Origin of the sequence: Streptomyces sp. NPDC056486, assembly GCF_042795295.1 — a bacterium.
Taxonomy (GTDB): domain Bacteria; phylum Actinomycetota; class Actinomycetes; order Streptomycetales; family Streptomycetaceae; genus Streptomyces.
In genome coordinates, this window is the sequence record NZ_JBHTSF010000014.1 from 78489 (window position 1) to 97146 (window position 18658).

An 18658-nucleotide genomic window follows, 5' to 3' on the forward strand; every position below is an offset into this window, starting at 1 on the left:
GTCACGAGTCAAGCGGTGGCAGCCATGAGTCAAGCCGCGGCAGTCACGAGGCAAGCAGCGGCAGCCATGAGGCAAGCGGCGTGGTGCGGTTCTGGGAGCGGCTCGGGCTGCCCGGACTCATCGACGTACATACGCACTTCATGCCCGAGCGCGTGCTGAACAAGGTGTGGGACTACTTCGATTCCGCCGGGCCGCTGACCGGCGTGAAGTGGCCCATCACCTACCGGCACGAGGAGCAGCAACGGCTTGACCTCCTGCGGGAGTTCGGTGTGCGGGCCTTCACCTCGATGATCTATCCGCACAAGGCCGGCATGGCGGAGTGGCTCAACGGGTGGGCCGCCGACTTCGCCAGCCGGACGCCCGACTGCCTGCACACCGCGACCTTCTACCCCGAGCCGGGAGCGGAGGCGTACGTGCGAGACGCCGTCGACGCCGGGGCCCGGATCTTCAAGTCCCATGTGCAGGTGGGTGCCTACGACCCCAATGACGCGGAACTCGACCCCGTCTGGGGCCTGCTCGCCGACGCCGGTGTCCCGGTCGTGACGCACTGCGGGTCAGGGCCCGCGCCGGGCAAGCACACCGGGCCCGAGCCGATCGGGCGGCTGCTCGCGCGCCACCCTCGGCTGCGGCTCGTCGTGGCGCACATGGGGATGCCGGAGTACGTCGACTTCCTCGACCTCGCCGAGCGGTACGGCGAGGTCAGGCTGGACACGACCCTGACGTTCACCGACTTCTCCGAGGGGTTCTCGCCGTTCCCGCGGGCGGAGCTGCCGCGCCTCGCCGACCTGGGGGACCGGATTCTCCTCGGGACGGACTTCCCCAATATTCCGCACGCGTACGTCCATCAGCTGCACGCCCTTGAGCGGCTCGGCCTGGGGGACGACTGGCTGCGCGCGGTCTGCCACGGGAACGCGGCCCGGCTCTTCGGGCTGCGGGGCGACAAGGCCTAGGAAACCGGCGCCCGGCGCCCGGGCCCTTTCTCAGGGAATTCACAGGTTCTGGCAAGAGCACTCTCAGGGCCCCGGCGCAGGCTGTCTGCCATGACTACGACCTCGCCCCAGGGGCGTACCGAACTGCTCAGGGCGGACGGCAGCCCCGTCCGCGTGCTCGTCGTCGACGACGAGGTGTCGCTGACCGAGCTGCTCTCCATGGCCCTGCGGTACGAGGGCTGGCAGATCCGCAGTGCGGGGGACGGCGCGGGTGCGGTGCGCGCCGCCCGTGCCTTCAGGCCCGACGCCGTGGTGCTCGACATGATGCTGCCCGACATGGACGGCCTCGCCGTGCTCGGACGGCTGCGGCGTGAGCTGCCCGACGTGCCCGTGCTGTTCCTGACGGCCAAGGACGCCGTCGAGGACCGGATCGCCGGGCTCACCGCCGGGGGCGACGACTACGTCACCAAGCCCTTCAGCCTGGAGGAAGTCGTCGCGCGCCTTCGCGGGCTCATCCGCCGGGCCGGGGCCTCCGACCGGCGCAGCGAGTCCGTGCTCGCCGTCGGGGACCTCACCCTCGACGAGGACAGCCACGAGGTCACGCGTGGCGGGGACTCCATCCACCTCACCGCCACCGAGTTCGAGCTCCTTCGCTATCTGATGCGCAATCCGCGGCGCGTGCTCAGCAAGGCACAGATCCTGGACCGCGTGTGGAACTACGACTTCGGGGGCCAGGCCAACGTCGTCGAGCTGTACATCTCGTATCTCCGCAGGAAGATCGACGCCGGACGTGAGCCGATGATCCACACGCGGCGCGGTGCCGGATACCTGATCAAGCCCGCGCCCGCGACCGAGGCGGCAGCCGCCTCATGAAGCGGAGACGGCAGCCGCGGTCGCTGCGGACGCGGCTCGTCGTCTCGGCGGTGGCGCTGATCGCCGTCGTCTGCGCGGTGATCGGCACGGTGACGACCATCGCGCTGCACTCGCACCTGTACGACCAGCTGGACAGTTCGCTCGACACGGTCGCGATGCGGGCGAAAGGGCCGCAGCCGAAGCCGGGGGACGGCGGCCACGGCGGCCTTTCCGTGGATCCGGGCGATCCGTTGCGGTTCGTCTCCAAGGGCCCCCAGGAGGTCGGCACCATCGGGGCCGTCGTCGAGAACGACGGCTCGGTCGGCCAGGCCCTGGTCAGCGACGAGCCGGACAGCGGAACCTTCGAGCCGCAGACCGACCAGCTCGACGCGGCGCAGTCCGCCGCGCTGGGCTCCGTGCCGCGGGACGGGCATCCGCACAACGTCGACGTCCCCGGCATCGGCGAGTACCGCGTGAAGTACGCGACGGGCCCCAACGGCGACTTCCTCGTCGGCATCCCCACGGCCAAGGTGCGGAACACCCTCGAAACGCTGATCATCGTCGAGGTCAGTGTCACCGCCGCGGGCCTGGTGGCCGCCTCGCTCGCCGGTGCGGCCATGGTCGGCGTCGCCCTTCGCCCGCTGCGCCGGGTCGCGGCGACGGCGACCCGGGTCTCCGAACTCCCGCTGCACAGCGGCGAGGTGACGCTGTACGAGCGCGTCCCCGACACGGAGCCGAACACGGAGGTCGGGCAGGTGGGCGCCGCTCTCAACCGGATGCTCGACCATGTGCACTCCGCGCTGCACGCACGCCAGGAGAGCGAGACGCGGGTACGGCAGTTCGTCGCGGACGCCAGCCATGAGCTGCGTACGCCGCTGGCCTCGATCCGTGGATATGCCGAACTGACGCGCAGGGGGCGGGAGTCGACAGGGCCCGACACGCGGCACGCGCTCGGTCGGATCGAGTCCGAGGCACAGCGGATGACGGGGCTCGTGGAGGACCTGCTGCTGCTCGCCCGCCTCGACGAGGGGCGTGACGGCGGACGCGCGGCCAGTAATGGCCCCGGTGGCGGAGGACCCGGCGCCCGACTGCCGCTCTCGTATCAGAGCACTGATCTCTCACCGCTGGTCGTGGACACGGTGGGCGACGCGCGGGCCGCGGGCCCCGAGCACTACTGGGCCCTGGAGCTGCCGGACGAGCCGGCCCTCGTCCTCGCCGACCCGGCCCGCCTCCACCAGGTCGTCGTCAACCTCCTCGCCAACGCGCGTACGCACACGCCACCGGGCACGAAGGTCACCGCACGCGTGCGGTGGGCCGGACCCGGCGTGTGCCTGGAGATCGAGGACAACGGCCCCGGCATCGCCCCCGCCCTCCTCCCCCACGTCTTCGAACGGTTCGCCCGCGGCGACGCGTCGCGCTCCCGCAACGCCGGTTCCACGGGGCTCGGCCTCGCCCTCGTGCAGGCCATAGTCGCGGCGCACGGCGGCGGTGTGACGGTGGACAGCGCGCCGGGCCGGACGGTGTTCACGGTGACGCTGCCCGCCGCGTACGAACAGGCGGCGGGCCATGCATCGGCCCAGGTCAGCGGCCCCGGGTGGGACTCACAGGCGGGCCACAGGCTCACCACACAGGCCTGACAGACCACTTGGCGAATGTCGGTGTCATGCAAACCGACTCTTCCCCGGGCGGCGCTGTTTCGGTCCCTCTGCCGGCGCGGGCCCACCTCCCCGCCGGATGGCGCGATGTGCCCGTCCTGGACATCGTGATCCCCGTCTACAACGAGGAGAAGGACCTTCAGCCGTGTGTGCGGCGCCTGCACGACCACCTCGTACGCACCTTCCCCTACCCCTTCCGCATCACCATCGCGGACAACGCGTCCACGGACCGCACCCCCGAGGTGGCGGCGCAGCTCGCGGCGTCGAGCGAAGAGGTCCGCTACACGCGCCTTGAGCAGAAGGGGCGCGGGCGTGCCCTGCGCGCCGTGTGGTCGGCTTCGGACGCCCCCGTCCTCGCCTACATGGACGTGGACCTGTCCACCGACCTGAACGCTCTGCTCCCGCTGGTGGCGCCGCTGATCTCCGGGCACTCGGACCTGGCGATCGGCTCCCGGCTCGCGCGCAGTTCGCGCGTGGTGCGCGGCCCCAAGCGGGAGTTCATCTCGCGCAGTTACAACCTCATCCTGCGCAGCTCCCTGCACGCGCGCTTCTCCGACGCCCAGTGCGGGTTCAAGGCGATCAGGGGTGACGTGGCGGGGGTGCTGCTTCCGCTCGTCGAGGACACGGGGTGGTTCTTCGACACGGAGATGCTGGTGCTCGCCGAGCGTGCGGGTCTGCGCATCCACGAAGTGCCGGTCGACTGGGTCGACGACCCGAACTCCACGGTCCACCTGGTCAAGACGGCCACGGACGACCTCAAGGGAGTGTGGCGGGTCGGGCGCGCCCTCACGGTCGGCGCGCTCCCGCTCGACCGCCTCGCGCGCCCCTTCGGGGACGACCCGCGCGACCGCCAACTGGCCGGAGTCCCGGGCGGCCTTGCCCGCCAGCTGGTCGGCTTCTGCGTGGTCGGCGCGCTCTCCACACTCTTTTATCTGCTCCTGTACTCCGGCTTCCGTACGTTCTCGGGCTCGCAGGTGGCCAACGCGCTCGCCCTGCTCGTGTCGGCGGTGGCCAACACCGCAGCCAACCGCCGCCTCACCTTCGGGGTGCGGGGCCGCGACCGAGCGATGCGCCACCAGGCACAGGGCCTCGTGGTCTTCGCCATCGGGCTCGCCCTGACCAGCGGCTCGCTCGCCGCCCTGGACGCGGCATCGGGCAACGCTTCCCACGGCACGGAACTCGCGGTCCTCATAGCCGCCAACCTCGCGGCGACAGTGCTGCGGTTCCTGCTGCTGCGGGCCTGGGTCTTCCCGGAGCGCCGCGACGCCGCAGCGACCCCCGTCATCCGTTACGAGCAACTCCCCACGCAACTCTCCGAGCAACTCCCCGAACAGGAACAGCAGTTCCGCGTCACCGCAGCCGCGGACACCCACGACCCGAGGAACGCGCGATGACGACCACCCACCCCGATCACTCGGCCCATCAGGCACCCCCGCCACCGGCGGCGCCGCCCCACGAAGGCGCCGCACACCGGCGTGCGGGAGCGGGCGGCTTCCTCGCCCGCGTCGGGTCCCGCGCCTGGCGCGGACGTCCCGAAGACCCGCGCTGGGCGCGCCCCGCCTTCCTGGGCCTGCTGCTCGCGACCGCGGTCCTCTACTTCTGGAACCTCAGCGCGTCCGGCTACGCCAACTCCTTCTACTCCGCCGCCGTCCAGGCGGGCAGCCAGAGCTGGAAGGCGATGTTCTTCGGCTCGCTCGACGCGGGCAACGCGATCACCGTCGACAAGCCCCCGGCCGCGCTCTGGCCGATGGCACTCTCCGTGCGGCTCTTCGGGCTCAACTCCTGGGCGGTGCTCGCCCCGCAGGTGCTCATGGGCGTCGCGACGGTCGGCGTCCTCTACGCCGCAGTCCGCCGCCGCTTCAGCCCGGCGGCCGGGCTCATCGCGGGCGCCGTGCTCGCGCTCACGCCCGTCGCCGCGCTGATGTTCCGGTTCAACAACCCGGACGCGATCCTCGCGCTCCTGATGACCGTCACCGTGTACTGCGTCCTGCGCGCCCTGGAGAACGGCCGCACCAAGTGGCTGGTGTGGGCGGGCGTCGCGGTCGGCGTCGCCTTCCTGGCCAAGACGCTGCAGGCGTTCCTGATCCTGCCGCCGCTCGCGGTCCTGTACGCGGTGTGCGCGCCCGTGCGGCTGCGCAAGCGCTTCGGTCAGCTCGCCCTCTCCGGGCTCGCGATGATCGTGGCCGGCGGCTGGTGGGTGGCCATCGTCGAACTGTGGCCCGCGTCATCACGCCCGTACATCGGCGGATCGCAGAAGAACTCCTTCCTTGAGCTGACCTTCGGCTACAACGGCCTCGGCCGCATCAACGGGGAAGAGGCGGGCAGCGTCGGCGGGGGCGGCGGAGGCCGTGGCGGTGGCGGCGGTGGCAGCCAGTGGGGCGAAACCGGGCTCGGGCGGATGTTCAACTCCGAGGTCGGCAGCCAGATCTCCTGGCTGATCCCGGCCGCCCTGATCCTGCTCGTCGGCGGCATCGTCCTCACCTGGAAGGCCCGCAGGACCGACACCGCGCGCTCGGCGTTCGTGGCGTGGGGCAGCGCGCTCCTGATGACGGCGGCCGTCTTCAGCTTCATGGCGGGGATCTTCCACCAGTACTACACGATCGCCCTCGCCCCCTACATCGCGGCGCTGATCGGCATGGGGGCCACGGTCCTGTGGGAGGAGCGCGCCAAGTGGTGGGCGGGCGCGCTGCTCGGCGTGAGTGTCGCGGGCACGGCCTGGTGGGGGTACACCCTGCTCGGCCGGACCCCGGACTATCTGCCCTGGCTGCGCTGGGCGGTGCTCGTCGGCGGCCTCGTGGGCGCGCTCGGCCTGCTGCTCGCGGCCCGGCTCGGGCGGCAACTCGCCCTCGTGGCGGTGGGACTGAGCTTGGCCGCATCCGTTGCGGGACCGGTCGCGTACACCTTCTCCACGGTGAACAGCGCGCACACCGGGTCGATCGTGACCGCGGGTCCCGCTTCGGCGGGGCGGATGGGCGGCGGCCCCGGTGGTGGCGGTCCCGGCGGGGGCGGCAAGGGCGGAGGCGGCGGGATGCAGCCGCCCGGCCAGCAGGGGCAGAACGGCAAGCAGGGCAACAACGCCATGCAGCCCCCCACCGGAGGCCAGAACGGTGGCGGCATGGGTCAGCCCCCGGGCCAGAACGGCAAGCAGAGCCCCCAGGGCGCCCAGGGCCAGCAGGGCCAGAAGGGTCAGCAGCAGGGCGGCCGTACCGGCGAGCGCGGCGGCATGGGCGGAGGCGGCGGCATGGGCGGCCTCCTCGACGGCGCCCAGGTCAGCGCCAAGGCGAAGAAGCTCCTTGAGGCGAACGCCGAGGACTACACCTGGGCGGCGGCGGCCATCGGCTCGCAGAACGCGGCGAGTTACCAGCTCTCCACCGGCGACCCGGTGATGGCCATCGGCGGCTTCAACGGCAGCGACCCGTCACCGACCCTCGCGCAGTTCAAGCAGTACGTCGAGGACGGGAAGATCCACTACTTCATCTCGGGCGGTGGCATGGGAGGCGGCATGGGCGGCGACAGCGGCACCTCCTCCAAGATCACCTCCTGGGTGGAGGACACGTACAAGAAGGTCACGGTCGGCAGCGCGACCTTCTACGACCTGACCCAGCCGAAGAGCTGACAGTTCGCGTACATCGGGGCCGGCCGCTACCTGCGGTCGGCCCCGCCGTCATGTCCGCGGGGAAACCCCTCTGGCCCCCCCTCCGAAAACCCTCTTGTACGCCGTACGGGAGATGCTTTACGGTGTACATCACCAGAACCCCATACACCGTATAAGCAGAAGGAGAGGGCATGACGGCACCGACAGCCGCCGAGACCCCCACAGCCCCACAAGGGCACCCCCAGCGCTGGCTGATCCTCGGCGTCATCTGCCTCGCCCAGCTCACCGTCCTCCTGGACAACACCGTCCTGAACGTCGCCATCCCCTCCCTCACCAAGGAGCTGGACGCGTCCACGGCCGACATCCAGTGGATGATCAACGCCTACTCGCTCGTCCAGTCAGGCCTCCTGCTCACCGCGGGCAGCGCGTCCGACCGCTACGGCCGCAAGAAGATGCTCACCGCGGGCCTCGCCCTCTTCGGCATCGGTTCGCTGGTCGCCGGCCTCGCCCAGTCCTCCGCGCAGCTCATCGCCGCGCGGGCCGGAATGGGCATCGGCGGCGCGCTCCTGATCACCACCACGCTCGCGGTGGTCGTGCAGATCTTCGACGACACGGAGCGGATGAAGGCGATCGGCCTCTGGTCGACCGTCAACTCCCTCGGCTTCGCGCTCGGCCCGCTGATGGGCGGGGTCATGCTCAACCACTTCTGGTGGGGCGCGATCTTCCTGATCAACATCCCCGTCGTACTCATCGCGCTCGCGGCCGTCATCAAGCTGGTCCCCGAGTCGAAGAACCCGCAGGGCGACCGCCCCGACCTGCTCGGCGCGCTGCTCTCCACCATCGGCATGGCCTCGGTCGTCTACGCGATCATCTCCGGGCCCGAGCACGGCTGGACGTCGACGCAGGTGTTCGTCGCCGCCGCGGTGGGCGTGGTCGTCCTCGGCGTCTTCGTCTTCTGGGAGCTGCGCATCCCGTACCCGATGCTGGACATGCACTTCTTCCGCAACCAGCGCTTCATCGGCGCCGTCGCGGGCGCCATCCTGGTCGCCTTCGGCATGGGCGGTTCGCTGTTCCTGCTGACCCAGCACCTTCAATTCGTGCTCGGATACGAGCCGTTGGAGGCGGGTCTGCGCACGGCGCCGCTCGCGGTCACCGTCGTCGCGCTCAACCTCACAGGGCTCGGCGCACGCCTCCTGAAGAGGACAAGCACTCCCGCGACGATCGCCATCGGCATGACCCTGCTCTCCGCGGGCCTCGCCGCGATCGCCGTACTCGGCGGCGACAACTACACCGGGATGCTGACCGGTCTCATCGTGATGGGCGCCGGCATCGCGCTCGCCATGCCCGCCATGGCCAACGCGATCATGAGCGCGATCCCGCCGGAGAAGGCGGGCGTGGGCGCGGGCGTCAACGGCACGCTCGCGGAGTTCGGCAACGGCCTCGGCGTGGCCGTGCTCGGCGCTGTCCTGAACTCACGCTTCGCCTCCCTCGTCACCGTCTCCGCGGTCTCGCTGCCCGCCGCGCTTGCGGCAGCGGAGTCCGACGGCGAACGGACGAGAATCGCCGACGCGTTCTCCTCGGGCCTGGAGACCAGTCAGCTGGTGGGCGCGGTGGCCGTGCTCCTCGGAGGCATGCTGGCAGCCGCGTTGCTGAAGCGTGCGGAGAGGGCAGACTCTGCGAAGGCGGACGCTGCTTCGGCGTCCGCATAGCATCGCCGGGTGGGCGACAGACTGGCCGATTCCGGTCTGTCACCGGCCTCGGGACCACCGGTACCAGTACAAGAGCTCAGGACCAGGAAGGTGCGCCATGGCGAAGGCAGCCGACAGCGCGAAGCGCCTCGCGCGGACCAGCGTCTGGCTGGAGGGCAAAGCCCCCCGGAACGGCGCGGGCCGCAGGAGTGATCAGCCGTCGGGCCTCGACCGGGACCGCATCACCGAGGCCACGGTCCGCCTCCTGGACGAGGAGGGCCTCGCCAAGTTCTCCATGCGCCGCCTCGCGGCGGACCTGAACGTCACGGCGATGTCCGTGTACTGGTACGTCGACACCAAGGACGACCTCCTCGAACTGGCCCTGGACGCGGCCGCCGGGGAGATGGTCATGCCGGACCAGGGTTCGGTCACACCCGACCGGTGGCGCGAGACGCTGCGCGAACTGGCCGAGGAGTACCGGCGGGTGCTGGTCCGGCACCCCTGGGTCTCGCCGCTCGTCGGCAACTACCTCAACATCGGCCCGAACTGGCTCAAGTTCGCCCTGACCGTCCAGAAAGTGGTGCGCGAGACCGGCCTTCCGGTGGAGAAGCAGGCCGGGGCCATCGCCGCGGTCTTCCAGTTCGTCTACGGATTCGGCACCGTGCAGGGCCACTACCTCGCGCGGTGCGCCGCGGCGGGGCTGACCCCGGGTGAGTACTTCAAGGAGGCCATGGGCGTGGTCCACGACCACCCGGACGTGGAGAAGACCCTGCACAGCGCCTCCGAGATGCTGGAGGCGCGGGGCGGGTCCACGGTCGAGGAGATGTGGGAGCTGGACTTCAAGGTCGCGCTCGACCTGCTGATCGCGGGCATCGAGGCGATGCTCAAGCCGGGCCCCTAGACCCCCTCGACCTTCCGGCTGCTAGGCCTTGGCCGCCGGGAAACCCCCGGTGGCCACCGGGCCCCACCGCTCCGGAGTGATCCGGATGATGGACTTGCCCTGCTTGACCATCGCCTCGCGGTACTCGTCCCAGTCCGGGTGCTCACCGGAGATGTTCCGGAAGTACTCGACGAGGGGCTCCACCGAATCCGGGGAGTCGATGACCTCGGCCGCGCCGTCGATCTGCACCCAGGGGCCGTTCCAGTCGTCGCTCAGGACGATGATGCTGACCTTGGGGTTCCGCTTGGCGTTGCGGGTCTTGGCCCGCTCCGGGTACGTGGAGACCACGATCCGTCCGGAGCCGTCGACCCCGCAGGTCAGGGGCGATCCCTGCGGGGTTCCGTCCGCCCGCGCGGTGAGCAGGATGGCGCGGTGCCGGGGGCGGACGAAGTCGAGCAACTCATCGACCGAAACCGTGGTGTTGGTAGCAATGTTGGGTGCCATGAACGCACCCTAATCCCGCCCGGACGGCTAGGCCTGCGGGAGGGAGTCCCCTTGGACCGCCTGGATGTCCAGCTCCACCCGCAGGGTGGTGCCGATCGCCGAGATGCCCGCCTGCACCACCTGGTTGTAGTTCATGGCGAAGTCCTCCCGGCGCAGCTCCGCCGTGGCCCGGAAGGCCGCGCGAGTGCCGCCCCAGGGGTCGGCGCCGGTGCCGAGGTAGCTCAGGTCGAGTTCGACCGGGCGTACGACACCGTGCATCTGCAGCTCGCCCTGGACCGTCCAGCGGTCCGAACCGGCCGGCGTGAGGCCGGTCGACCGGTAGGTGAGCTCCGGGTACTGCTCGACGTCCAGGAAGTCGGGCGACTTCAGGTGGCCGTCCCGCATGCCGTTGCCGGTGTCGATGGACGCCGACCTGATGACCGCCTCGACGCGTGACTTCTCCACGTCCTCGGCGATCTCCACGAGCCCGCCGAACTCCGTGAAACGGCCGTGCACGCTGGTGATCCCCAGGTGCTGGGCGACCGCGCCCACCGTCGAGTGCGCCGGGTCGATGGTCCACGGCCCGGGCGGCGGCAGCTCCGTGCCGCCCTGCCGGGCGAGGACGACGTTGCCGACCTCGGCGCGGCCGCTCGCCGTGACGAGCGCGGTCGAGGCCACGGGCGCGTAGCCGACCGCGGTGACGATCACGGTGTACGGGCCAGGGGTCAGCTCCGTCGCGTCGCGCACGGCGCCTTCCTGGTCCGCCGCGGCCCGCAGCACCTGCGTACCGGTCATGTCGGTGAGGGTGACGACGGCGTGGGAAACCGCCCACCCGTCACGCGTTCGAATCCGAGCGCTGAGTCCCATCCCGTTTTTCTCCTTGCCCATTGCCAAAGCTCAAAAAGTCGAAGCTCAAAAAGAGTGCGGCCCCCGGCGGCGGTGACACGGCCGTCCCCTGCCGTGTGCGTCACCACCGACCCGGGGGCCCTTACACAACCGGCCCGTGCGCGCTCATCCGCTCGAAGCGCGCGCACGGGCCGGGGTCGACTACTCGCCGGGGTGGGCGAGCTCGATGTCGTGGTCGCCGACACCGTCACCGGAGACGGTCAGGCCCGTCGCCACCGGCGGGTAACCGGTCGCGATGACCGTGTACTCGCCGCTGTTCAGGTCGCTGAAGGCGTACGCGCCGTCGGACCCGGTGGTCGCGGTGGCGACGACGTTGCCCGCCGCGTCCACAAGCGTGACGCGGGCGTCGTTCAGCGGACCGCCCTTGGCGCGCACGGTGCCGAGCACCTGCGAACCGGCGTTCAGCTCGACCTCGACCCGGGTGACGCCGACCGCGCCGACCTCGACGGGCAGCGCCATCGGACGGTGCCCCGCGGCGTTCACTGCGATGGTGACCTGTCCGGGCACCAGCTCGGCGAAGGTGAACTCGCCCTGCTCACCGGTGAGCCCGGTGGCCAGGACGTCGCCGCGCACGTCGGTCACGATGACCATGGCGCCCGCGACCGGCAGCTTGCCGTCGGAGGCCCGCACCACACCGCTGAGGCCGCTCGTGCCGCTCAGCAGGATGTCGTACGTGAGCGCCTCGTCGGAGACGACGATCGTGGAGGCCTGCGGCTGGAAGCCGTCGGCCGAAGCGATCAGTACGTACGAGCCCGCGCCCGGCGCGTCCACCGCGTAGGAGCCGTCGCCCTGCGCGACCGCACGGCCCAACTGCCGTCCCCCGAGGGAGATCAGCGTGACCGCGGCCCGCGGGACCGGAGCGCTCTCCGCGCCGCGGACGAAGCCGTGGACCGGAGTTCCGCCGCCGATGGTCTGCAGAGGGGCCGCACCGGCGGCCGATGAGGCCACCGCTGCGAGCTTCTGCGTGCCGTCGGGGCCCGCTTCGGTGTGCGCGCCGACCGAGGCGAGGACCGGCTGCTCGTCGGTGACCGCGGTGGCGGCCGACGCCGAGGCGGTGGGAGAGGTCGCAGGAACCTCGGCGGCCTCTGCGGCCTGGGCGAGCCCGCCTGACGTACGCAACGGGACCTCCTTGATGAAGATCGTGATCAGGAATGCGATGAAGGCGAGCGGCGCGGCGATCAGGAAGACATCGGCGATGCCGTGCCCGTAGGCGCTCTCCATGATCGTGCGGAACGGAGCCGGGAGCTTGTCCAGGTCCGGGATACCGCCGCCGCCCGTACCGCCGTGGCCCATGCCCGCGGCCTTGGGACCGAGGTCGGCGACGCCGTCCTTCACATAGTGGGTGATGCGCGTGGCCATCACGGCGCCGAGCGCCGAGACGCCCATGGCGCCACCGAGGGAACGGAAGAAGGTGACGACCGAGCTCGCGGAGCCGAGGTCCTCGGGAGCGACCTGGTTCTGCGTGGCGAGCACGAGGTTCTGCATCATCATGCCGATGCCGAGACCCATGAGCACCATGAAGATCGCGATGTGCCAGTACTCGGTGTCGTACCGCATCGTGCCGAGCAGGCCGAGGCCCGCGGTCAGGAGGGCACCGCCGGTGACCAGCCAGGCCTTCCACTTGCCGGTCTTGGTGATGACCTGGCCCGAGACCGTCGAGGAGACGAACAGACCGGCGATCATCGGGATCGTCATGACGCCGGACATCGTCGGCGACTTGTCGCGTGCCAGCTGGAAGTACTGGCTGAAGAACACGGTGCCCGTGAACATCCCGACGCCCACGAAGAGCGAGGCGATGGAGGCGAGGGTGATCGTGCGGTTGCGGAAGAGCCGCAGCGGGATGATCGGCTCGCGCGCCTTGGACTCGACGAGCAGGAAGAGCAGCCCGAGGACGATCGAACCGCCGACCATCGCGCCGGTCTGCCAGGACATCCAGTCGTACTTGTCGCCCGCGAAGGTCACCCAGACCAGGAGCAGGGAGACGGAGGCCGAGATGAAGAAGGCGCCGCCCCAGTCGACCTTGACGTCCCGCTTCACGACGGGGAGCTTCAGGGTCTTCTGCAGGACGATCAGAGCGATGATCGCGAAGGGCACGCCGACGTAGAAGCACCAGCGCCAGCCCAGCCACGAGGTGTCGGTGATGACACCGCCGAGCAGCGGGCCGCCGACGGTGGCGACGGCGAAGGTCGCACCGAGGTAGCCGGAGTAACGGCCACGCTCGCGCGGGGCGATCATCGCGGCCATCACGATCTGCGCGAGGGCGGAGAGACCGCCGACGCCGATGCCTTGGACGACACGGCAGGCGATCAGCATCCCGGCGTTCTGCGAGAGGCCGGCGACGACCGAGCCGAGCACGTAGATGATCAGTGCTATCTGGACCAGGGCCTTCTTGCTGAAGAGGTCCGACAGCTTGCCCCACAGGGGCGTGGTCGCCGTCATCGCCAGGAGCGACGCGGTGACGACCCAGGTGTAGGCGGACTGGCCGCCGCCCAGGTCGCCGATGATTTCAGGCAGGGCGTTGGAGACGATCGTCGACGACAGGATCGCGACGAACATGCCGAGCAGCAGGCCGGAAAGGGCCTCCATGATCTGGCGGTGCGTCATCGGAGCGCTCGCGTCGTGCGCCGCTCCGTGCTTGGCGTGGCTGCCCCGCACACCGGATGGTGTGGTTGTTGCCATGGGCTGGGCTTCCTCTTCGTTACGCGGGTGTACGGGTGGTCTCTTCGACGGGGAGCCGGGCCGAAGCCGCACGGCAGTCCCCGAAGCTGTCGCGCAGGCGCGAGAGCAGCACGCTGAGCTGGACGACCTCGTCGTCGGACCAGTCATGCAAGTAGTGGGTGAGTGTCCTGATGGACAGGTCGGACAGCTCGTTGACCTTGGCCTTGCCCTCGGGGGTCAGGCGCAGGATCCGGGAGCGCTTGTCGGCGGGGTCGGGATCCCGCAGGATCCACTCCTTCTCGGCGACATGGGCCACGTGGCGACTTGTCACCGACATGTCCACGGCGAGCAGCTCGGCGAGCCTGCTCATCCGCATCTCTCCGTGCCGGTCGAGCAGGATGAGTACGGCGGCGGACCCTGCCGGGCAGTCGTGCGGCAGGCCTCTTCCGAGGCCACGTTTCACGGCACCGATGGCGCTGAGCTGTCGGGCCAGCTCCTCGTAATGACGCTGCGCGGCCACGGCACCTCCTATGTTGTTGCTTAGGGCAACCATAGAGACAGTTGGTTGCCGCAGGCAAACTAAAACTGGACCAACCGCATAAAGAGTCGGCAAAGGTCTGGGGCCGCGCTCGTAAAGTCCGTGGTCAGTGGGGGTTGGGCCGACCCCCGATGGTTCGCTAGGGTCCCGTGCTATGGCACACAACCCCCAGGGCCCCCAGAACACTCCCGACCCCGCCGGCAGCACGCAGATGTTCCGCGCCTTCGTCGACGAGTCCCCGCAGCAGGGCCGAGCGCAGCAGCCGGCGGCAGCGCCCGCGGGCCCGCGCATCGGCCTGATCATCGGCGTCGTACTCGCGATCGTGGTGGTGGCGGGGGTGGCTTGGCTGGCGCTGAAGTAGACCTCCCGGCCGGGACGGGTGCCCCGGAGGGGCGCTTAGGGGCGCGGGGAACTGCGCGCCCAGCCACGGCGGACCCGCAGGTGAAGGCGCGCTACTTCCACTTCACGGAGACGTCCTGCGTCTCCACATGCATGCCCAGCGGCACCCGCCAGGCCTCGACACACACGGGCCAGGTCTTCTTGACCCGCTCACCGGCGCCGATAGGCGCAGGCAGCTTCACGGTCGACTTGATCGTGGCCCAGTCCACGCCAAGGGCACCGATAACGTGCGTACCGAAGGTGACCGTTCCGGACCGCACCGGCGATCCGCCGGTGTTGCGAAAGGAGACGGTCACTTTCTCGCACCAGCGGTCAGCCGCGGGCTTCCGCTGCGGATCGCCGACGCTGAGCTTCGCGGGCCCGCCGGGCCCAGTGCTGGTGGCGGGCGCGGAAGGGGTGGAGGGGGCGCTGCTCGTCCCGCCCTCCGAGCTTCCCGTTGGTGAACTCCCCTTCGTACGACCTGGCTTGGCGCCGTCGGTCGTGGGGTCGTCGCCGTCCGGGGTGGCCGGGGAGCCCGAACCGGCCTCATCGCCCGCGGACTTGTCGGCGGAGTCACCCGAGCTGCCCGGCTCCGGTGACTCGGAGCTGTCACCGCCACTCTTGCCGCCAGGCGCCGCACTGCCGTCCAACGGCACCAACTCCACGTCCCCGGTAGGGGCGACACCCTTGCCCGCAGCCCGCTCAGGCCCCGCGGCAGCCGGACCCGTGGCCACATAGCCGTCGCCGTCCCCGCCGCCGCAGGCGGCAAGCAGCCCGCCCAGACATAGGGCAGCCGTGGACGCACCCAGTACGTTCCGTATGCCACGTCGCATCGCGCCAGTGTGGCTGACGGTCCGTCAATTAGGAACCCCGTCAGCAACTCCGGTCCCCCTGCGGCGCCTTGAGCCACAGGGGGAGCGCGATCAGTCCGCGATGAGCCCTTCCCGCAGCTGCGAAAGCGTCCGCGTGAGCAGACGCGACACGTGCATCTGCGAGATGCCGACCTCCTCGCCGATCTGCGACTGCGTCATGTTCGCGAAGAAGCGCAGCATGATGATGCGGCGCTCGCGCGGCGGCAGCTTGGCGAGCAGGGGCTTGAGGGACTCGCGGTACTCGACGCCTTCGAGCGCGCTGTCCTCGTACCCCAGGCGGTCCGCGAGGGAGCCCTCGCCGCCGTCGTCCTCGACGGCCGGGGAGTCGAGCGAGGAGGCGGTGTACGCGTTCCCGACGGCCAGGCCGTCGACCACGTCCTCCTCGGACACTCCGAGCGCCTTGGCGAGTTCGGGAACGGTCGGTGAGCGGTCCAGCTTCTGCGCCAGCTCGTCACTCGTCTTCGTCAGCGCGAGCCGCAGCTCCTGAAGGCGGCGCGGAACGCGCACCGACCAACTCGTGTCGCGGAAGAAGCGCTTGATCTCACCGACGACCGTCGGCATCGCGAACGTCGGGAATTCCACGCCGCGTTCGCAGTCGAAGCGGTCGATCGCCTTGATCAGGCCGATGGTGCCGACCTGAACGATGTCCTCCATCGGTTCGTTGCGGCTACGGAAGCGTGCCGCCGCATAGCGAACGAGCGGGAGATTGAGCTCGATCAGCGTGTCCCTTACGTAGACACGTTCCGGGCTGTCCTTGTCGAGTGCGGCGAGCCGCAGGAACAGGGAGCGGGACAGGGTGCGGGTGTCGATGGCTGCGGAAGCCCCGGAAACACTTGAGCTCGCAAGCGCGTCGGGCGCTGATTCGCTCTTGGTGAGCGTGAGCACCTTCGAGCTGCCCTGGTCTGCGGACATGCCACCCCCTTGAGGTCGCGGACGGTCACGGCGGACGTCCCCGTCGGAGGAACGCAGCCTCCACCTGAATACCGGACGTGGGGCTCCGGCAAACGCGGTTCCAGCAGAATGTCACATGTCGGCAACACGCTGTAGTTACATGTCGACAAATAAGGGTGACATCGATGCAGGAAAGAGGGGGTCTGGGGCTTTTCTGCTCGCGAGATCGTCGGGACCGCCGAGAGAGCAGTCCACTCGATACGGTTACGCCTCGATACGATTTGCGGATCGAAGTCGCGCGAAGCTTCTGGCCAGCAGTCTTGACACATGCATCTGAGAAACGCCCAATTCGGCGCTGATCTGTGATTGCGTCAGATTGCTGTAGTAGCGCAGAAGCAGGATGCGCTGTTCGCGCTCGGGCAGTTGGACGAGGAGATGGCGGACGAGGTCGCGGTGTTCGACGCCGTCGAGTGCCGGGTCCTCATAGCCGAGCCGGTCGAGCAGACCGGGAAGGCCGTCGCCCTCCTGGGCCGCCTCCAATGACGTCGCGTGGTACGAACGCCCGGCCTCGATACAGGCCAGAACCTCCTCCTCGGTGATCCGCAGCCGCTCGGCGATCTCCGAGGTCGTGGGCGAGCGCCCGAACGCCGTGGTGAGGTCCTCGGTCGCCCCGGTCACCTGCACCCACAGCTCGTGAAGACGGCGCGGCACGTGGACCGTTCGTACGTTGTCGCGGAAGTACCGCTTGATCTCGCCGACCACGGTGGGCATCGCGAAGGTCGGGAACTGCACGCCGCGCTCGGGGTCGAAGCGGTCGATGGCGTTGATCAGACCGATCGTGCCGACCTGGACGACGTCCTCCATCGGCTCGTTCCGGCTGCGGAAACGGGCGGCGGCGTAGCGCACGAGCGGCAGATTGGCCTCGATGAGCGCACCGCGGACGCGGCCGTGCTCGGGGCTGCCCGGCTCAAGATCCTTGAGCTGCCCGAAGAGCACCTGCGTCAGGGCCCGGGTGTCGGCGCCCCTGCTGCTGGGGGTGCTGGGGATGGTGGGGATGGCGGGGCCGGTAGGGGCACTGAGGGCGCCAGGGGCGGTGGGGGCGGTCTGTACGCCCTGTGGGCCCGGCGCGCTCTGTGTGTCGGGGCTGCTGCTCGCCTGCGGGGTCACGGGTGGTGCGGGTGGTGCGGTCGGTACGGGTGGTGCTTCGGGCGCAGTACTGGCCGGCACGGTCAACGCCACCCCTTCTCGGTCAAGCCCAGTCAAGCCCTGTCGAGCTCGGTCAAGATCAGCCGACCTTGGTCAACTCATCCGTCAAAAGCGGTCATAGCATCACAAGACATGTGCACTGTGTGCAAGCACCTGATAACTACGTGTTGAGGGGCAAGTTGGGCCGTAAGACGCAGAAAAGCCCCTCACCGTTCCGGTGAGGGGCCGCTTGGTGCGGGGCTGTTGGGCCAGGTGGCTCAGAAGCTCAGAACTCGTAGTCCGCGATCACCCACGTGGCGAACTCACGCCACAGAGCGACGCCCGCCTGGTGGGCAGGGTGCTCGATGTAGCGCTTCAGCGCATCGATGTCCTCGACCGCCGAGTTGATGGCGAAGTCGTACGCGATGGGCCGGTCGGTGATGTTCCAGTCGCACTCCCAGAACGCGAGGTCCGGGATCTGCCCGCCGAGCGCGCGGAAGGCCTCGACGCCCTCGACGACGCGCGGCTCGTCGCGCCGCACACCGTCGTTGAGCTTGAAGAGGACCAGATGGCGGATCATGCGCACTCCTGGAAAGGCCGGGGAGATGAGGACGGCGGGAGAAGACGGGAGGAGACGGGAGGAGGCTGGCGAAGAACGGCGGACTGCGTGCGGGGTGAACCGCTCAGTCCTTGCCTCCGTTGGCGACCCACGTCATGAAGTCACCGATGCTCCGTGCGGCGTCCGAAACCGCCTCGAAGCCTATCTGCACATAGTCCGCGGCCTTGGCGGGGTCAGTGATGATCACGTAGAGAATGAAGACGACGACCGCGAAGAGGCCGATTTTTTTCCACTGCACGGCCATGCTCTCGGCCTCCCCTTACCTGCTGCACCTTGTGACCCCTGTGACGGGCGTGAGTCTAACCCGGGCTTTGCTCACGAGGCCTTTAGGGACCAACGGCCCGGCAGCAGAGGCCCTTTGCCGGGCGGTTCCCAGTGGCGCGGGGCGCAGGATTGGTGATGTGCCCCAGCGGATCTGGCAGGAATCCGCGGGCAAGGGACTGGCCCCACTGCGGGGTCACGCGCCGTCTGCTTCCCCCCGAATGACGGCGCCGGCTTGCGGGTTCCAGTCCTCATCGGGGGAAGCGGC

Annotated in this window: 17 protein-coding genes; 8 read left to right on the forward strand and 9 right to left on the reverse strand. The window is 69.7% G+C overall.

Annotated features, from left to right (window positions below; translation table 11 throughout):
* Window positions 1–80: 80 nt before the first annotated feature.
* The 7 genes from ACFQ7F_RS09095 to ACFQ7F_RS09125 all read left to right on the forward strand — a co-directional run bounded on the left by ACFQ7F_RS09095 (window position 81) and on the right by ACFQ7F_RS09125 (window position 9620).
* Entirely contained in the window at window positions 81–950 is an 870-nt protein-coding gene (locus ACFQ7F_RS09095; RefSeq protein ID WP_383268412.1) for an amidohydrolase family protein, read from the forward strand.
* 90 nt (window positions 951–1040) lie between these two features.
* On the forward strand, window positions 1041–1802 hold the full coding sequence (locus ACFQ7F_RS09100) for a response regulator transcription factor (RefSeq protein ID WP_383268360.1): 762 nt from the start codon (window positions 1041–1043) through the stop codon (window positions 1800–1802).
* Window positions 1799–3418 (forward strand): sensor histidine kinase, encoded by a 1620-nt coding sequence (locus tag ACFQ7F_RS09105; RefSeq protein ID WP_383268362.1) that lies wholly within the window; start codon window positions 1799–1801, stop codon window positions 3416–3418. The genes ACFQ7F_RS09100 and ACFQ7F_RS09105 overlap by 4 nt, the downstream gene beginning before the upstream one ends.
* A gap of 26 nt (window positions 3419–3444) precedes the next feature.
* Complete coding sequence (locus ACFQ7F_RS09110) at window positions 3445–4830, forward strand: glycosyltransferase (RefSeq protein WP_383268365.1); 1386 nt, start codon at window positions 3445–3447, stop codon at window positions 4828–4830.
* Entirely contained in the window at window positions 4827–7052 is a 2226-nt protein-coding gene (locus tag ACFQ7F_RS09115; RefSeq protein WP_383268367.1) for an ArnT family glycosyltransferase, read from the forward strand. The genes ACFQ7F_RS09110 and ACFQ7F_RS09115 overlap by 4 nt, the downstream gene beginning before the upstream one ends.
* Window positions 7053–7222: 170 nt before the next feature.
* On the forward strand, window positions 7223–8740 hold the full coding sequence (locus tag ACFQ7F_RS09120) for an MFS transporter (RefSeq protein WP_383268369.1): 1518 nt from the start codon (window positions 7223–7225) through the stop codon (window positions 8738–8740).
* Window positions 8741–8837: 97 nt separating this feature from the next.
* Entirely contained in the window at window positions 8838–9620 is a 783-nt protein-coding gene (locus ACFQ7F_RS09125; RefSeq protein ID WP_383268372.1) for a TetR/AcrR family transcriptional regulator, read from the forward strand.
* A 21-nt stretch (window positions 9621–9641) separates the two neighbouring features.
* Here ACFQ7F_RS09125 and ACFQ7F_RS09130 read toward each other — a convergent pair whose 3' ends face one another.
* The 4 genes from ACFQ7F_RS09130 to ACFQ7F_RS09145 form a co-directional block, all read right to left on the reverse strand.
* On the reverse strand, window positions 9642–10103 hold the full coding sequence (locus tag ACFQ7F_RS09130) for a PPOX class F420-dependent oxidoreductase (RefSeq protein WP_383268374.1): 462 nt from the start codon (window positions 10101–10103) through the stop codon (window positions 9642–9644).
* Between the two features lie 27 nt (window positions 10104–10130).
* Window positions 10131–10949 (reverse strand): YceI family protein, encoded by an 819-nt coding sequence (locus tag ACFQ7F_RS09135; RefSeq protein ID WP_383268377.1) that lies wholly within the window; start codon window positions 10947–10949, stop codon window positions 10131–10133.
* 180 nt (window positions 10950–11129) lie between these two features.
* Entirely contained in the window at window positions 11130–13667 is a 2538-nt protein-coding gene (locus ACFQ7F_RS09140; protein ID WP_383268379.1) for an MFS transporter, read from the reverse strand.
* Window positions 13668–13686: 19 nt separating this feature from the next.
* Window positions 13687–14166 carry a MarR family winged helix-turn-helix transcriptional regulator gene (locus ACFQ7F_RS09145; RefSeq protein ID WP_383268382.1) on the reverse strand — a complete coding sequence of 160 codons (480 nt, stop codon included), beginning with the start codon at window positions 14164–14166 and terminating at the stop codon, window positions 13687–13689.
* Window positions 14167–14338: 172 nt separating this feature from the next.
* Here ACFQ7F_RS09145 and ACFQ7F_RS09150 point away from each other — a divergent pair, with 172 nt between their 5' ends.
* Window positions 14339–14545, forward strand: coding sequence for a hypothetical protein (locus ACFQ7F_RS09150; protein ID WP_383268383.1), 207 nt, complete (start codon window positions 14339–14341; stop codon window positions 14543–14545).
* 91 nt (window positions 14546–14636) lie between these two features.
* Here ACFQ7F_RS09150 and ACFQ7F_RS09155 read toward each other — a convergent pair whose 3' ends face one another.
* From ACFQ7F_RS09155 to ACFQ7F_RS09175, 5 genes are all read right to left on the reverse strand, one after another.
* Window positions 14637–15296, reverse strand: coding sequence for a hypothetical protein (locus tag ACFQ7F_RS09155; RefSeq protein WP_383268385.1), 660 nt, complete (start codon window positions 15294–15296; stop codon window positions 14637–14639).
* A 189-nt stretch (window positions 15297–15485) separates the two neighbouring features.
* The gene (locus tag ACFQ7F_RS09160) at window positions 15486–16346 is read right to left on the reverse strand and encodes an RNA polymerase sigma factor SigF (RefSeq protein ID WP_383268388.1); all 861 of its coding nucleotides are present in this window, start codon (window positions 16344–16346) and stop codon (window positions 15486–15488) included.
* 243 nt (window positions 16347–16589) lie between these two features.
* Window positions 16590–17552, reverse strand: a complete 963-nt coding sequence (locus ACFQ7F_RS09165) for an RNA polymerase sigma factor SigF (protein WP_383268391.1) — start codon at window positions 17550–17552, stop codon at window positions 16590–16592.
* A gap of 244 nt (window positions 17553–17796) precedes the next feature.
* Window positions 17797–18090: a Dabb family protein gene (locus tag ACFQ7F_RS09170; RefSeq protein ID WP_383268394.1), complete on the reverse strand. Its 294-nt coding sequence runs from the start codon at window positions 18088–18090 to the stop codon at window positions 17797–17799.
* Window positions 18091–18193: 103 nt separating this feature from the next.
* A complete protein-coding gene (locus ACFQ7F_RS09175) occupies window positions 18194–18373 on the reverse strand; it encodes a hypothetical protein (RefSeq protein ID WP_383268396.1) in 180 nt (59 codons plus the stop codon).
* Window positions 18374–18658 lie beyond the last annotated feature (285 nt).

Bases quoted from the DNA above. Each gene is read 5' to 3' on its own strand.
- ACFQ7F_RS09100 (WP_383268360.1), top strand. From the start codon at position 1,041: ATGACTACGACCTCGCCCCAGGGGCGTACCGAACTGCTCAGGGCGGAC.
- ACFQ7F_RS09105 (WP_383268362.1), top strand. From the start codon at position 1,799: ATGAAGCGGAGACGGCAGCCGCGGTCGCTGCGGACGCGGCTCGTCGTC.
- ACFQ7F_RS09110 (WP_383268365.1), top strand. From the start codon at position 3,445: ATGCAAACCGACTCTTCCCCGGGCGGCGCTGTTTCGGTCCCTCTGCCG.
- ACFQ7F_RS09115 (WP_383268367.1), top strand. From the start codon at position 4,827: ATGACGACCACCCACCCCGATCACTCGGCCCATCAGGCACCCCCGCCA.
- ACFQ7F_RS09120 (WP_383268369.1), top strand. From the start codon at position 7,223: ATGACGGCACCGACAGCCGCCGAGACCCCCACAGCCCCACAAGGGCAC.
- ACFQ7F_RS09125 (WP_383268372.1), top strand. From the start codon at position 8,838: ATGGCGAAGGCAGCCGACAGCGCGAAGCGCCTCGCGCGGACCAGCGTC.
- ACFQ7F_RS09130 (WP_383268374.1), bottom strand. From the start codon at position 10,103: ATGGCACCCAACATTGCTACCAACACCACGGTTTCGGTCGATGAGTTG.
- ACFQ7F_RS09135 (WP_383268377.1), bottom strand. From the start codon at position 10,949: ATGGGACTCAGCGCTCGGATTCGAACGCGTGACGGGTGGGCGGTTTCC.
- ACFQ7F_RS09140 (WP_383268379.1), bottom strand. From the start codon at position 13,667: ATGGCAACAACCACACCATCCGGTGTGCGGGGCAGCCACGCCAAGCAC.
- ACFQ7F_RS09150 (WP_383268383.1), top strand. From the start codon at position 14,339: ATGGCACACAACCCCCAGGGCCCCCAGAACACTCCCGACCCCGCCGGC.
- ACFQ7F_RS09160 (WP_383268388.1), bottom strand. From the start codon at position 16,346: ATGTCCGCAGACCAGGGCAGCTCGAAGGTGCTCACGCTCACCAAGAGC.
- ACFQ7F_RS09170 (WP_383268394.1), bottom strand. From the start codon at position 18,090: ATGATCCGCCATCTGGTCCTCTTCAAGCTCAACGACGGTGTGCGGCGC.
- ACFQ7F_RS09175 (WP_383268396.1), bottom strand. From the start codon at position 18,373: ATGGCCGTGCAGTGGAAAAAAATCGGCCTCTTCGCGGTCGTCGTCTTC.